This is a genomic window from Enterococcus sp. LJL128, assembly GCF_056924295.1.
In genome coordinates this window covers 62,962-78,200 of record NZ_JBXPBP010000002.1, presented here as the reverse complement: position 1 = coordinate 78,200, position 15,239 = coordinate 62,962, and the positions used below count along the sequence as shown (strand labels likewise).

18 protein-coding genes are annotated in these 15,239 nt (G+C 38.7%); all 18 read right to left on the bottom strand.

What is annotated here, in order from left to right; genetic code table 11:
• Positions 1-9: 9 nt before the first annotated feature.
• A complete protein-coding gene (locus AC1Z3K_RS03295) occupies positions 10-2,622 on the bottom strand; it encodes a phage tail spike protein (RefSeq protein ID WP_461731865.1) in 2,613 nt (870 codons plus the stop codon).
• Positions 2,619-3,377 carry a phage tail protein gene (locus AC1Z3K_RS03290; protein WP_461731864.1) on the bottom strand — a complete coding sequence of 253 codons (759 nt, stop codon included), beginning with the start codon at positions 3,375-3,377 and terminating at the stop codon, positions 2,619-2,621. The genes AC1Z3K_RS03295 and AC1Z3K_RS03290 overlap by 4 nt, the downstream gene beginning before the upstream one ends.
• Entirely contained in the window at positions 3,377-5,845 is a 2,469-nt protein-coding gene (locus AC1Z3K_RS03285) for a phage tail tape measure protein (RefSeq protein WP_461731863.1), read from the bottom strand. Before AC1Z3K_RS03285 ends, AC1Z3K_RS03290 begins: the two co-directional genes overlap by 1 nt.
• 14 nt (positions 5,846-5,859) lie before the next feature.
• On the bottom strand, positions 5,860-6,036 hold the full coding sequence (locus AC1Z3K_RS03280) for a hypothetical protein (RefSeq protein ID WP_461731862.1): 177 nt from the start codon (positions 6,034-6,036) through the stop codon (positions 5,860-5,862).
• A gap of 35 nt (positions 6,037-6,071) precedes the next feature.
• The gene (locus tag AC1Z3K_RS03275) at positions 6,072-6,566 is read right to left on the bottom strand and encodes a Rho termination factor N-terminal domain-containing protein (RefSeq protein ID WP_461731861.1); all 495 of its coding nucleotides are present in this window, start codon (positions 6,564-6,566) and stop codon (positions 6,072-6,074) included.
• A 3-nt stretch (positions 6,567-6,569) separates the two neighbouring features.
• On the bottom strand, positions 6,570-7,133 hold the full coding sequence (locus tag AC1Z3K_RS03270) for a major tail protein (protein WP_461731860.1): 564 nt from the start codon (positions 7,131-7,133) through the stop codon (positions 6,570-6,572).
• Positions 7,134-7,145: 12 nt separating this feature from the next.
• The gene (locus AC1Z3K_RS03265) at positions 7,146-7,463 is read right to left on the bottom strand and encodes a hypothetical protein (protein WP_461731859.1); all 318 of its coding nucleotides are present in this window, start codon (positions 7,461-7,463) and stop codon (positions 7,146-7,148) included.
• Positions 7,460-7,843 (bottom strand): HK97 gp10 family phage protein, encoded by a 384-nt coding sequence (locus AC1Z3K_RS03260; RefSeq protein ID WP_461731858.1) that lies wholly within the window; start codon positions 7,841-7,843, stop codon positions 7,460-7,462. Before AC1Z3K_RS03260 ends, AC1Z3K_RS03265 begins: the two co-directional genes overlap by 4 nt.
• Entirely contained in the window at positions 7,843-8,181 is a 339-nt protein-coding gene (locus tag AC1Z3K_RS03255; protein WP_461731857.1) for a phage head closure protein, read from the bottom strand. The genes AC1Z3K_RS03260 and AC1Z3K_RS03255 overlap by 1 nt, the downstream gene beginning before the upstream one ends.
• Positions 8,174-8,455, bottom strand: coding sequence for a hypothetical protein (locus tag AC1Z3K_RS03250; RefSeq protein WP_461731856.1), 282 nt, complete (start codon positions 8,453-8,455; stop codon positions 8,174-8,176). The genes AC1Z3K_RS03255 and AC1Z3K_RS03250 overlap by 8 nt, the downstream gene beginning before the upstream one ends.
• Positions 8,455-8,694, bottom strand: a complete 240-nt coding sequence (locus tag AC1Z3K_RS03245; protein ID WP_461731855.1) for a hypothetical protein — start codon at positions 8,692-8,694, stop codon at positions 8,455-8,457. The genes AC1Z3K_RS03250 and AC1Z3K_RS03245 overlap by 1 nt, the downstream gene beginning before the upstream one ends.
• A 17-nt stretch (positions 8,695-8,711) precedes the next feature.
• Positions 8,712-10,001: a phage major capsid protein gene (locus AC1Z3K_RS03240; RefSeq protein ID WP_461731854.1), complete on the bottom strand. Its 1,290-nt coding sequence runs from the start codon at positions 9,999-10,001 to the stop codon at positions 8,712-8,714.
• A complete protein-coding gene (locus AC1Z3K_RS03235; protein WP_461731853.1) occupies positions 9,992-10,576 on the bottom strand; it encodes an HK97 family phage prohead protease in 585 nt (194 codons plus the stop codon). Before AC1Z3K_RS03235 ends, AC1Z3K_RS03240 begins: the two co-directional genes overlap by 10 nt.
• Entirely contained in the window at positions 10,573-11,790 is a 1,218-nt protein-coding gene (locus AC1Z3K_RS03230) for a phage portal protein (RefSeq protein ID WP_461731852.1), read from the bottom strand. The genes AC1Z3K_RS03235 and AC1Z3K_RS03230 overlap by 4 nt, the downstream gene beginning before the upstream one ends.
• A 16-nt stretch (positions 11,791-11,806) precedes the next feature.
• Positions 11,807-13,558, bottom strand: a complete 1,752-nt coding sequence (locus AC1Z3K_RS03225; protein WP_461731851.1) for a terminase large subunit — start codon at positions 13,556-13,558, stop codon at positions 11,807-11,809.
• Positions 13,558-13,920, bottom strand: a complete 363-nt coding sequence (locus AC1Z3K_RS03220) for a P27 family phage terminase small subunit (protein WP_461731850.1) — start codon at positions 13,918-13,920, stop codon at positions 13,558-13,560. The genes AC1Z3K_RS03225 and AC1Z3K_RS03220 overlap by 1 nt, the downstream gene beginning before the upstream one ends.
• A 106-nt stretch (positions 13,921-14,026) precedes the next feature.
• Positions 14,027-14,359, bottom strand: coding sequence for an HNH endonuclease (locus AC1Z3K_RS03215; RefSeq protein WP_461731849.1), 333 nt, complete (start codon positions 14,357-14,359; stop codon positions 14,027-14,029).
• Positions 14,360-14,578: 219 nt separating this feature from the next.
• A complete protein-coding gene (locus AC1Z3K_RS03210) occupies positions 14,579-15,199 on the bottom strand; it encodes a sigma factor-like helix-turn-helix DNA-binding protein (protein ID WP_461731848.1) in 621 nt (206 codons plus the stop codon).
• Positions 15,200-15,239 lie beyond the last annotated feature (40 nt).

Genomic DNA, 15,239 nt, shown 5'->3' with positions numbered 1-15,239 from the left:
CGCTCCTTTCTAAAAATTAATAACATCGCGCGGGTTAATACGATTCCATTGCGAACCTTTCCAAACCTCAAAATGTAAATGAACACCGGAAGCCAATCCAGTTGCACCCATTATTCCAATTACATCCGCATTGGTCACCTTCTGACCTTGCGAAACGTTAACACTGTCAAAGTGACCATAATAACTCCAATATCCATCACCATGGTCAATAACTACATAATTACCACCCTCCGGGTGATTGTAAACTATCTCGATAACAGTTCCGTTTTTAGCTGCATAAATAGGTGGCTTACTTCCTGCTGGCACACTCGCTAAATCAATACCACCATGAATTACAGTAGTTCCCCATCCTATATGGTCCCATTCTTGGGTAACCACATAATCGGAACGAACTGGATTTTGCCAACCTTCAGTACCTGAACCTAAATTCTTAAACTTATCGTACCAACGTTGCGCCATCCCTATTCTTTCAGGGTGGGTATCCATAGGGCGTTCAAAGTTCGCCTCAAATGCAGGTGTAGCGACTGATATATCGGTTAACTGTTTGAACTGTTCAACACTATATGGATAAGCACTTGTAGGAATATACTGACCGTTGTGCATGTGCCATTCTAGTAATTGCAATTGAACATTTAAACTTCGATAATCACCAGTAATCCCTGCTTGCTGAAGCAATCTTTGAACATATGCCCGACCACTTTCGCCCGCGAGCGGTGAAGTCCATTGAACAAGTCCGTAACCAGGTCCTCCGCTTCCTTCATCTTTGTCGGGAATTATTCCGGATTCTTGTTCCACATTCCCTAAAATGGCTGCGGCAGCTTGTTCAGTGTATCCTTTTGATTTCAGAAATTGCCACACTTGCCACGCATTTTTTTCCTGCTCAGTTGTTAGCTCCGGCGGTGTAACTCCTCCGCCGCTGCCACCTGGTTTAATTTCTTGTCCGTTAACAATTAGCTTCCCGTGAATATTAAGATTTCCGACAATTGTTGTATCTCTCATGATATGAACGGATGACTTTCCATCTCCGTCCGATCTAATGAGAAAAATTTGCTTTTTCTCTCCACTTTTCGTCTGCATACTAATTTGAAATCTATATGATTCATGTTGAATAATTTCTAGCCCGGCGCTTCCTGAACCTTCTCGTGTCGATTTGATTGTGCCAATGCTCTTTCCTTCGATATCTTTAAAATCAAGAACACCTTTGAATAATTCTATATCGTATTCATTATTTTTCGAATGAATTTCGACACCTTCGAGTGTGCCGGATTTTATAAAATCCGCAACAAATACACCATCTAAAGTCCATGCAGTATTAAATGGTCCTTTCCATCCTTTTGATGAAAAACCAATACCTGATTTATTTATTCGAAGTACCTTTTTTGCTGTTTCTAAGTCGTCTGTATCTATAAAAAATAAATCACTCGGTCTATTTTTAGGCCACCAAACGACATTTCCACCATCATTTCCACTGATTACTTGAGTAACATATTCAATAAATGTACTAGCATATTGTTTGTTGGGTATCTGTTTTAACGTCTCCATAATTTGATTGTTCTGCGCTTGGAAAAAAGTATATTGTTCGCTGCCAGCCGTAAACTCTTCGACTTGTTCTAACAAACTGTTGTATCTGATTTTGTTTACCTTCGCAGAAATTTTTATATCAAAGCGTTTATAATAAATCGTGACTGTGTCACACAGCCCAATTTTCCTCAGGTTTTCAAATTTTCCCGTTTTGCTTGATTCTTGTATTTGGGAAATGTTCGCTTTGATTATACATTTCGGCAAATCGATTCCCGGATTTAATGAGGTAAAGTATTTACTAGCTACCTTCTCTAATGTGGCTAAATCCGTTACACCTTGCTCTTCTGTGAATTGAACATGGTCTGTCCTTATATCATCATAGTTATTGATATACTGGCTATCAACTTGTTTTCCCCATATTCGTTCTGTTTCTCCTTCTTTGTTCTGTAAATCGGCGTAAGGGAAAATTCTTGTCAGCAAACTATCAAAATCAGTCTCTATTGATAACCCAGCTAAATTCTTTCCGTAACGAATTGTTGTGACATTTTCTCGACCACGATTCTTCAGTAAAGAGATTTTAAACGGCTCATGTTTAATTTCTCCACCCCAATTTTGCAATAACGAGCCTTGGGAACCGCCGATGCAGTTCAACGGGTTCGTGATTTCAAATTCCGAGCTCGATACAGTGCTAATATCAGAAAAGAAGTCAATATCTGTATCTTTATCCATAGCGCCACGGATCATATGCATCGCTTGCGCACCTGTTTTTCCTTCGATTACCAATCGCTTAATTGATCGACCTTTCAGTTTCGAGACAGCTCGGCTAATTCCTCGAACAGTAAGAACTCCAGTAGACATGTCTTTATCAAACTTGTAAATGACATAAACATTCGGTTCATCCAAATCATTCGCTTTCGCTTTGATTTGGTAGCCCGCTTCCTGTAAGTACTCGCTTTTCTTTGTTGTGATAGGAAACGTGAGTACAGCTTCATTTTGTCCGTTTCTCTCTTCTTCCACAAAGCAGCTGATGCAATCGGGTAACTTTCCTAGCCCGTTATGAGAGAAGTCTGTTTCTTTCGGCTTGTATAAAATCGGAATCATGCTCTTGCCCGCCACCTACCTTTCACTTCTATTTTTTCTACATTTCCTTTCCAAGAAATTTCGTTCCATCCAGGAATAAAAATCGGGAAATCATCGGAAATCATTTTATGATTCTGGTTGATAATCTTTCCGCCTTCTTCTTTGTACACCTCTAGAATATCGGGATTGCTATCAACCTCAATAAATTTCTCTATATTGTTTATTACGAACGGTTCCTCATTCACATAAATAGTGATATTGCCAGAAGCGTAAATCTTCATGTATGGTTCTGAGTAATATTTCTCTGGATTTTCAAGTTTAAAAGCGTCAGAAAATTCTTGAGTATGCAATCCAGTCATACGGTATTTAAACGGAGCAACAGATAATTCAAAAGAAAAAGGAACAGCAAGCTTACTTCCTCGCGTCCCTTCAAAACTAATTTCATTATTATTGATTACCTCGTATACATAATGAGGATCATAAAATGGTATAAACGGTACATACTCCCCTGCACTATCTAAAAGTGCTGACACTTCATTTTCTATAAAATAGAGATCACTATACGAAGAAAGCAAACAGAAACATGAGAGTGAGAGAATCGAATTTGTATAGTATCCCTTATCAATCGGAACAAGTTTATTCTTTCCATGAACCTCTTTCATCTCAACCATTCTTTTTCCTTTAATTCTTTTTGGGCGTTCTCTGATATAACAACCTATTTCTTCACTCGATTTGCCATTAAAAACAAAAGTTCCTTCCTGCATGATTTCAAGCATTATACCCACCCCGAATCATAAGGACTTTTCTGTTTCTTTATATCCGTAAATTTGTAAACTAAATACTCAGCCATTTCATCCATGACAGATTTCGGCAAACTTCCAAACGCACTTAAATGTAAATGTATTTCATCTCCGCCTCCATTAGCTTCGGATACAGCAGTTCTAATATACCCCATCAATTTATCCAACGGCGCGATTGCTTCTTGTCCAGCTTCTCCTCCACCTAATAATTGCCCGCCAGCTTGACCAAAAATAGTAGGTTTGGTTAAAATCCCACCTTTAGCAAACCATTTTACATCTAGCCCACTCGGATAAGAAATCTCTTTTCCAAAAATCTTTTTTGAACTCATTTTCAATCCAAAATGAGGAAGTTTAGGCAACTCTATACTTGGAAATTTTAATTTTAGAAACTTAAAAAAGTCTCTAATTTTTTGGATTTTATCATTTACTCCGTTAACAATTCCGTCCATTTTCTCTTTGAAAAAGTCAGACATTCCCTGAATTGCTCCGGATGCTCCTTTTGATAAACCATCCCAAAAATTCCCCATCCATTTACCAAATGCGTCCCATTTTTCTCCCAACCACTCGGAAATAGCACCCCAATTTTGGAAAATGGCGATTGCTGCTGTTATTGCAGCAGCTACGCCAACAACACCCGCAATTAGTGGTAATATCGCTCCCCCAAGTCCGGCAGTTATTACGGCCATGACGGCTGTAATTATTGGTGCTAAAGATGAAACAAGAACAATCATACCACCCAAAATAACCATAAATTGTTTGACTGGTCCTGGTAGATTAGTAAACCATTCTGCAACCTGTTGAACAATCGGGATCAATACTTCCAAGATTGGTAATACTGCTTCTGCAATCATCCCGCCAAATTCAGCCATGATATTCGTTACATTCTGCATCGCTACTTGTTGCATATCGATTGGATCTAAGGTATCTTCAAATGTTTGTCCTACTACTTCATTTGCATTAGCTGCTGCAGCTGCCAACCCATCCAAATTCAAAGCACCTCTTTTGAATGCGTCCTCCATTACACCAGCGCCTTTACTTCCGAATATCTCAGTAGCTATTTGCAATGCTTCTGTTTCACTTGTAGCATTATTCATTTGCCTACTGGTTTCTTCTAAGCCTTCCAGTAAGGTCTTATTATCTTTGGCATAGACTGTCCGGGCTTTTGATAGGTACGAAAGCATTTTTCCACTATCAATCCCTGATTGTTCGAACTTTCCCATCAAAGCGGTGCTTTCTCCAAAAGATAAGCCTAACGATTTAAGTTGTGGTCCCCCTTTAATCGTTTTATCGAATAAACTATCAACTGATTGCCCTGTTGCCTGAGCAGTTTGTGTAACTGAATCTAAAACAGAACCAAAATCACTACTTTCAAGTTTATAAGCTTCTATTGCTTGCTTTGCATAAATTGCGGATTGGCTGACATCCGCTTCATTAATGTTTGCAAACTTCAAAAGGTATTCGGTGGTGTTCTCTAGCTGATCATCCATGAAACCGAACTGTGTATTCATCTCCCCGACTGCCGACCCTACATCAGCAAATGAATCAACTGGTAAATTATTAGTAATATTCTTATAGGTTTCTGACATACTATCAATAGCCTCAGCGCTTGCTCCAGTTTTAGTAACAATAATATCAGCCCCTTCATCCACCTCGCGAAAGGCGTCTTGAGCGTTACCAGCAAAATCTTTTAGCTTATCACCAACCACAGAAAGCTTGTCCACTGCATCTATCAAATTTCCAGATGCAATTCCATCCCCCATGTTGTTCAGTGCTTCGCCCGTTGTATCTGCTGTTGTAGACAGCCCTTCCAATTCGTTTCGTACAGCTTCAATAGAGTCGCCATCATCTACTTTATCTAGTGCCTCTTTCATGGCACCGATATCTACTTCACTTCCAAGTGCACTCTTACCAATTTTATTTATTGCTACTTCTAAATCATCAGAGCTTGCTGTACCGTTCTTTATAGCATTTACTAAGCGTGAACCTAAAATATCTTGATAATCTTCAATAGATGAGCCGGTAGCTTGAAAAAGGGAATCAAGTCGACTAGTATTTTGCCCTAGTTTATCCTGCTCACCTTGCATATTCTGTAATTGACTTTTATATCCTTCTAATGCACCTTCTGTTGTCACAAGTTCCCGCTGAAAGGCCCGGTATTGCTCAGCTCCTATATCGCCATTTTGATAAGCCGCCGTGACATCTTCTTGCGCTCCTTTTAGTGCCTTCAACTTATCGCTTGTTGTCGCTACCTGTTCACTAAGTAGTTGCTGCTTTTGCGCTAATAGTTCTGTACTGTTAGGGTTCAATTTTAAAAGCCGTTCTACTTGTTTTAATTCCGCTGATACTTTTGTGGATCGAGTCGTGATTTCTTTTAGTCCACTAGTTATACCTTTTGTATCTGCATCCAACGCGATTGTGATACCGTTAATTTTTTTCCCTGCCATTTTCTCACCTACCTTTAAAACCTATCAAAATCTTTCTGTCCAGCTTTCCTTGAAATCCCAGTTGGATTTACTTCTAAGCTTTTTTCATCAATCCACTGTTGTATATAGTCTAAGCACTGACCTATATCCATTAGCTCTAATTCATTAAATGACAGACCGATTTCTTTGCAAATAAAAAGAAATGATTCCACAGTCAATACTTCATCACTGGAACTCATTTCATCATTTACTTTTTTCTTGTTTTAATGCTACTTTCCAATAAATCTTTTATCTCAGGCAATACAACTTCAATTGGTAGAACCTCAAAACTATCTAACCACTCAAAAGGATCAGGAACAGTCCGGTCAGCCATTCTAGCCATTGTCCAAAGAATATTGAAAATTACCATCATGTCCAAATTATCTAAATATTCAAAAGAGAGGTTTTGGATGTCAATTTTTTTGGGCTCCTCTTTTAGCAGAAGTTCTCTGATTAATTGCCCCTTATTCATTTTTGAGTATCCTTCTATGTTCAAGTCTTTCGCCTGTTCTTTTAACCCTTTCAGTGTTAACAGTTTCAATTCATCTTTTCTTTTTTCATCCACCGGAACATCAAAAATTTTTGCTAACTTCATTAAATCCGAAAAATAATCCGTGCCAAATTGATTTTTATAAACGATAGACATCGCTGCGCTCGTTCTTAATCGAATAGGGCGGTCAGCAACATAGATAGTCTTCTCCATATTTTAAACCCCTGGTGCTTTCTCGTATACTGCAGCGAACCAATTATCATAAACACCCGGCTTTGTTGTTCCTGTAGTTTTCGTCTTTACTGCCTTATCAATCGGTCGTGGTGTGGCGTTGAAATCTAATTCAGTCGCATTTACATTTTTTCCAGTCGAGCTTCCAATCGCCGGGCGATTTGCCGAGCAATGATATAGCACATGCCGAACTGCATTTTTATCCCCTTCGAATTGGAACATCAAAGCAAATGGCTTCGTCAACGCGTTGGATCGCTCTGTCTGTACACCGTCCTCTGTATCAATTTCTTCTCCTAAGCAGCTTGTAAGAAAATGATCATGAATCAACGCCATATTTAATTTTCCTGTGTATCCTTTGTTGTCTACTGATGTATAGTAAACAATATTATCTGCTTCAAACTCTAACAAATCGCCGTTGGCATCAAGAGTTAGGTCTACAGCACCGGGAAATGGCACCGGACTTTCGTAAGTCATTGTTCCATCTGGCAAAATAGTTGCCGGGGCGTAATGACAGTTTTCTAACCCGAAGGTTACTTTATTTTCGCTCATGCTTTTTTCCTCCTAAATGGTTATTTCATATAAAACCAAGTACATTTTTTCAGATTCTATATAGGTTTCAGATGCTTCCCATTCCAATCTATTATCATCAAATATTTTTTCAATCATTTGTTCAGCAAGGATGTTTTTCAAATTGGAATAGAGTTCAACAGATACCTGTGTCCCTTTATGGAAAACATGATTATCTGCCGTGAAGTTGTCTGTATTTTCTTGATAATAAATAATATAGGGAAGGTTCGGGACCTTCCCTCTTTCCCACTGACGGTACGCGACTTGTAAACCTGTAAAATCCAATATTTTTTTCAATTCATCCAATGTCATCGGCGTATTGCTCCTTCTACCGCTTCGATAAATTTTTGAACAGCCTCTTCCTCTGCTGGCGCAATATGCGGCTGAGAAGTAGACCGTCCACCGTTTCTTAAAGCGTGGTCACGCTCTAAAAGATGGGTCAACTGATACCGCGTCGCATTGTGAACAATCCATGAGAAGCTGTTCTCTCTGCCAGTCGATACTTTTTTTACTCGCCAATCCTTTGAATACTTTTTTGTCCGCTTCGGGCTGCTTGCTTTTACCTGCTCAGCAGCTTCCTTGGTAATTCTTTCTGCAGCTGTATTAATATCTTGTTGTACTTCGTCTGTATACAAACTCAATTCTTGCACAATAGCTTGTGATAATTTCCCTGTCGCTGTTCGAATAGCCATTATGGATCACCTAACTTTTCAATGCATGTCAGCTCTAATTCTTCCGCATTCATCAAATAGGTTTTCTCAATGTGCAGTCGCCGTCCATCGTAAATGACTGCCGTTTCTCCTTCATATTCATAAGGATGAATAATCAGCAAGCAAAGAACTTGAATGTCGTTTTGCCCAGCGGCATAATGTTCAGAGCGACCAACTGGTTTTTCATAACAACAAATCGGTTCTTCCTTGTCTGCTTCTCTGATTGGTTGACCAATTGCATCATAAACCGTTTGACCTTCTGCATCCTGTTTATAAATCTCAGTTATTAGTGTGACTTCATCATCCCAAGTATTATCCATCATTCACACCACCATATTTAACAATTAAATTATGCTTTCTAAATTGTAGGTTTCGTGGAAGTACCCCCTCACCTCGTGACCGATAACGCCACGCAGCGAAATCTACTAAAAACATTAAGTGATCAGGATTTTCATCGCTAAGAGTAACTCCTTTATCTAACAATTCAGCCTTGATTCCTTCGGTGATTGCCGACAAATAGGAATCTCTATTGTCTTTAGAGATTCCTAAATTCATTTTAAGAAGCATTAATACTGTATCTGCTTTCTTTTCCATTATTCAGCACCATCTTTTGCTTCGTCAATTGATAAATCCGTTTCCGCTGCTCCTTCTTCAATCTTTTCAATTACTGGCGAACCTTTCAATGCTTCCGCGCGACCTTTATTGTCATTCGCTAACAGCTGCTTGATTCGTACTGCTTTTGGTTCATGGCCTTCTCGTGGATAAGATTCATCCCGCTTATAAATATAATTATCATCTGTCAAATCTCGAAATGTATGGAGTACTTTATACATTATTCTCCCTCTCTTTCTTATGCTTCCGGCACAGTTTCGACATCCAATGTTACCTCTACGAAAGCTTTCGGAAGAACTGGCTTTCCGTCATAGCGTCCAATGCCTCGAATGGCTGTTTGATATTCTCTGAATTTATAATCAGTTGACGCATCGATTCGCGCAGCTTCTCGCTCAACTAATGTATAATTTTCAAATACCCCAAAAATCAGTTTATTTTTCGGAATATAGTTATTGAAAGTAACAGGAAGTCCCAAGAAATTCGGTTCTTTTAGGTTTGGTAATTGTACAACATCATGTCCGTTGCTATCGACATGCAATGTCAATGCAGCAATTCTTTCGTAATAGGTTTGCCGGTGCATCACCACAGTGATTTCTCCTGTTGCATCTTCTCCAGTATCAATTTTGCCTAAATGTGGGATAATTTCCGCGTAGGCCGGTTTTGCTGTCACTTTATTTTCAGTCGGAATTTGCGGAATGATTCCTTCTGGTTGTTTTTTTGTAGGTCCTTCGCCTATAGCGATCCCTTTATCAATTCCTTTTGCGATAGAACGAGCAATTCGCTTGGTCAGATAATCATCCAGATTAATAATTGGCTGCGCATCTTCAAGCAATGAATTATCAATATAAACAATCCGTCCCAATAGGAATCCTTCAAATTCTACTGCTGTCAACTCAGAATCATCATCTTCTGGTAGACTAACGCCGCGCATCTCCATCCAAGTTGCTTCTTTTGTGTCGACATCCAGAACTAATTTCACTCTACCTTTAGCCATTACCAAATCAACCAGCGGATAAAGAGTCGTATAATCACCGATTCGTTCACGAATACGATTCATAACTAAATCCGGAATGATAACTTCGTTGTCTCCAGTTGGCGGCAGCACGTTCCCATTCGCTCTCATATTCAATTTTGAACGCAAGTCAGAATAGAAGTCCGTTACCTCTCTAGTGAAATAGTTTTCTCCCATTCCTACTGTTCGTACTTGTTGATTTCTTGGCATATTTCTCTTCTCTCCTTTTCCTAACACGGCACGTTGCTGGTCTTCAAGTTCTTCTAATTCTTCCTCCAACTGCTCAATTTCTTCGACCAGCGCGGTTTCTTCCGCTTTTTTATCTTTAATTTCTTTTTCTAATTCTTCGACTTCTTCTTCCACCGTTTTCATTTCTTCATCGGTTGATGCTTCTTCGATTGCAGATTCCAGCTCACCTTCGCGCTTAGCAAAGTTCGCCAGCCCTTTTCTTACCTCTGCCAATGCTGGTTTCAATTCTCTTAATTTCTTTCCGATAACTAATTTTCTTAATGCCATTTTTTTAGTCTCTCCTTCAGTTGTTTTTTTAGGTCATTTCTTCTTGATTCATTTATTTTATTGAACTGCTGTTGCCGAGCTTCTACTGCTGTATCCGCATAAGCCGGAAACGTCACAACAGAGACTTCATAAAGAATGATTTCTTTAATGATCCATTTGATTGAACCATCTTCTCTGTGCTCTGTTTCTTCTTTCAGAATTTCAAAGCCGAAACTACACTGGTCAATATCGCCACGTTTTACACGCTCATACAAATTGACTGCGTCAGAATCATTTTCATTAATGATGATTTCACCATACAGCCCTTTTTCATCAATCGACAACGTCAAGGTGCCCGCTTTCGTCCGCCCTAACACTTTTGATGTGTCGTGATCAAATAGCGCTCGTACATCGTCTGGTATATTTGTTAAAGCTTCTGGCGATATTTCTTCGTAGGCTCCCGGCCATAATTCCGTCTCAGAATTAAAAACAACAAAATAACCAGCGATTCTTTTTTCTCCGCTGGCTTCATCACTCCTGGTATTCAACTCAATATTAAGACTTCGGTATTGCCGAACCTTTTCTCTCTTCTTCACTCCTCCACCTCGTTTCCTTTCAGTTTCTTTTGTTCACCAATCATTTCCTGGGGAATGAAATTTTCTAAGATGGTTAATGCATCCAGCCCATCTCGTGGATCAAAATCAACTAAACCTCTCACTTCATTCCCTGTCGCAATCCCTCTTATATAAAGATTCATCCCTAAGTTTCCTAATGTATCGACATCGTAGGCATACAGACTTTTCACATTGCATTTAAAATACCAATTCGGATTTACGAGTAATGATTTCGTGAGTGTTTGTTGTAATATTTGTGCGATTGACATGATTTTCGACGCAATAAAATTATTGTATTCGTCTTTATTGTATGAACCTACGCCCAAAAAGAAAGCAGGTACGCCAAGGATTCCCGCCACTGTTCTCTTGTCGAGTTCAACCGCTTCATTGATTGCAATGTCCTTTAATGTTAACGGTTTGACCTGTTGAACTTCCAGAAGATCAGCCGGAATAATCCAAGGCTTTCCAGCTTTTGATCGTTTCAAATAGCGATCTTCTAATTTTTCGCGCCCTTCCTCTGAATCTAGTTCATCTACATCGCTGTCAACCTTGATAATGACATTCGGCATATACTCACTACTCATAAAGGCCTTTTTAGTTGCTGTGGCTTGCCTCAAGTTACCAATTATATCTCGCAAAGTAACCCGATAGCCGGTACCTAACCACGGCTTATCCGAATCTGGATTAATCACAAAATGAAGAACATCTTCTGGATTGAGTTGCTGATTGCCGTTATAAAGAATTTTATAGCTTTCTGCTCCTTCAGTGAAACTAATCTTTGAAGGGGATAACGGAATTAGGTTTTTTATGATATTCCCTTCAACAGAAGGAAAAACAATACAATTTCCATCTCCTTCTAAAAGTAACGTTTTTACAATCCAATAGACCCAATTTTTACGCGTCATATTCTGGCAAGGATTGATATCAATCTTTTTAGATAACTCATTTTTTACTCTGACATCGCCCTTATCTGTATTTTCCATTAAATGGATCGTCATATTGGAAACAAGATCAGCAATTTTATCAATAGCTATCCGTACCTCGGGGTTATCACTCAATCTGGTATATCCAGGGACAAGCAAACTTTTTGCCTCTTCTGATAAAAAGTAACCAACCGGTGCATTTTCTTCTCCAGTACTTTTCTTAGGCTCAGATCGAATTCTAGCCTTTCCTCTAATGCGGTCAAAAAATCCCATGTTCATCTTTCCTTTCCTAACTTTCTAAGTAATCAGACATTCCGGATTTTCCAGTATCCTCTAGCATTTGGCAACAAGCAAAAACAGCAGCATCAAATATATCAATCCGCATATTTCCGTCATCACCATCTACTTTTTCATATTGGATCATGTCGTCTGTCTTCTCTATCGCTCGGACATTCTGTACACAATACTCAAATGATTCATTGCTTAAATAATAGAACTCAGTATTTTTCGCCTTTAGCTCAATGCGCCGGAAGCCTTCTGACTTTCGCCAGAAATACTGAGGTTGATCCACAATTTTAAATTTCGCCTTCTTCATTTTTTGGAAAAACTCACGACCAAATTTTCTATCAAAACCGACCTTCGCTATTTTAAATCCTCTTTTTCTCATCGCGATAAACCAGTTGACAATATCATCATAGCTCGTAGTCGGTGTATTCGACATCGTAAGAAATCCGTCTTGTTTCCATGCAAAAAGTGGTATTGCATCTTCTTCTGCTTTCTTTGTGGCGTTTACAATCGGGAAGAATGCATGAGTGATTACAATATCGATTTCCTTCCCGTCATGATCAAATGAACCGTACAAAGCAGCTGCCGTTAAATCGTGCATTTTTGATAAATCAGCACCGCCGTACCATTTGATTTTTTTCTTCAACAATTCATCCAATGACCACTCGTATTGCTCATTGCTGTAAATAAATTCATTAATATTAAAGTAAGCCAACATAGACGAAGTGAAAATATTCAATGTCTTATTAAAAAATTCCCCTCGCGTTTGCGGATCATTCAAGGCAAGTTCTGCATCCCTTTTCAAATCCTCTAAAGAAACGGATACACCCATTGAAGGATTTGCCATTTCCAAAATATCTGGATTAGTATATTCCCTCACCTCTCCTCTTTCATCCTGATCAGCTTTACAAATAAAAATGAAGTATTCATCATCAGCAATCGTTCCGTTTAACACATTTTGACAATATTTCAGACGGTTCGCTAAGAAGCCGGAAGGAATATCTCCAGCGGTACTGATGGCAATCAACAATTTATTTCGATACGCCTTTTGACTGTTCTTCATCAAAATATACTGTTTTGCGGATTTCCAAGTATGGACCTCGTCCAATATCAACAAATTACTGTTAAGAGAATCAAGCCTCTTTGGATCATTCGCCAACGCTCGGATATAAAAAGAACCATCCTCGCCAAAATCGGCAGTGATGGAGTGTTCTTGATTATTGTCTCGAACTTGAAATGCCGGATCATCGAATCTTTCGATATTGTATTTTAGAAAACCGAATGACTCCATGGTTTGGGTCAAGCTATTCGCAAGGATATACAGCTTGCTTCCAGATTTTGCTTCAAGAACAGAAAGCGCCTCGCCCAACGCACTAGCAAACGCCGTCTTGCCATTTTTTCGAGCAATCATCAACAATGATTCTTTAAAACGTCGGATACTCGTACCGGGTAAAAAGAATCCCAGTAGATTAACAATGATGAATTTCTGCCATGGTTGTAAATATAACGGTGTACCTCTCAAGGATTTTCCGGATAAATCTTCTCCTTGTTGATGCGTGATTCCTTTTTCAATAAAATTAATGACAAAATCAAATTGATTCTGTCTGAATTCCAAATCATCCCGTTTTAAATCATCGAGAAATCTTTGTGCCGCTTGGCGGTTTTCTTGGCAAGCCGTCTTCTTTCCTTCGACGATTGCCGTCGCATATTCTATAGCAACCGAAAAATGAGGAGAATTGATTTTACTGATATCCATTATAGATTTTTCAACAGCGCATTAAAAGGCGATGAGCCAGCGGGTGCCGTCTTTTTCGCTTCGTTCAGGGCTTTAGGATTTAAACAAAGACGATCAGAGTAGTTCAAGATATCCTTTCTCAGTGTTTCTAGCGCGGTCACTAACGGTACTTTTCTTTCGTTTATCGCCCCAGCATTGTTTGTATATTCCTCTGTAATTTGATACGAACTGCCCTCAAACTGCTCATATAAATGCTGATATTGGTCCAATAAATCAACAAAAATTTCAATAATTATATCGTATTCTTTCTTATATTTTCCTAGCTCTTCCATCGACTTAACCACGCTATTCTTAATGGTTCGTCTGCTTTTCAGCTTCGCCATTTCATCACCTCAATTCTGCAATTTATTTCATACTCCACACCCCTTTTTCTCAAATCTGCCTCGTGGGGGGAAGAAATTCTCATCCTCGGTTCTCATTGCTTAATTTTTATTTTTTAATTAGAGGGGGGCTATTATTTTTCCTCCATTCTTCAAATTCTTTTTTTCTTTTTCTTTGCCAATACTCTCCAGCTTTAGTTACCGAGTGGTCTTTTCTGCTGTGAAAAGAATTATGTTTCTCGTTTGTTAATGGCAATAGATTCCATTCGGTTAAGGCAAGTTCTGGATATAATTCCAATGGGTAAATGTGATGCACGACATCAGCAAGTATGTTATTGCCGAACCTTGCAGACTCTTGACATTCATATTTAAATTTCCGCAATACTTTATTTTTCTTTTTTATCCATTTCTTTGACTGATAGAATGGATTTACTTTCTTCATAATCTTTCCTTTCTAAAACTAGGGAACCGCTAATCGCTCAGCCGATTAACGTCTTATAACACGATACTGAGTCGTTCGCTATCTTATTCTGTTTCCGCAGACAATAGCTTTCTAGAGAGAAGCTTTATTAGACGTCTTTTTATTTTAGTTGTGAGTAGACTATTAAATAGAGCTCTCACCTATTGTTGCTTTTGGGTTACAAGATTTCCGGAATCTGCCTTACATTGTTCCGAACAGATCGATTTGATGTCCATATTCAAAATAATAATTAATCTTATCTCTAATTCGCTGAGACATTGATTTTACTGTTCCTAAAGCTATACTCATTTTTTCGGCACATTCTTCTTCTGTTAAAAATGCTGTATGCCTTAAATAGAAAAGTTCACGCTCTCTTTCGGACAATGTACTTATAATTTCTTTTACCTGTTCTATCTGACCTTGCTTTTTACTATCATTCTGCTCCTTTCCATCTATATCTTTATATTGCAGCTGTACCGGAGTTGAAATTCCTCTAGATTCAATCATTTCTATTTGTGCCCACAACTGATCTCTTTTATAGATGGGCAATCTTGATATAGTGGTTGTTGTGTATGGCTGTTCATATCCCTTAATTAACCAGAACAATGAATACTCAGTTGATGAGATAGATTCAGCAAGTATTCTCTGTTTGGTTACTTCTTCAGCAGTCCGATCATCGTGAATCTTAGAACATTGTTTTCCATTAATTTTTACTTTGTATGTATATCTTTTACAGGCTATTTGCCTATGTTGTCTTTTTAAGTCCTTTAAATCGTTTTTGTATTCAGCTATCAGCTTCTTCCTATTCTCCCAATCCAACATGATAAATCCTCCTTATTTGATAAAAATAAAAAGAGGACAT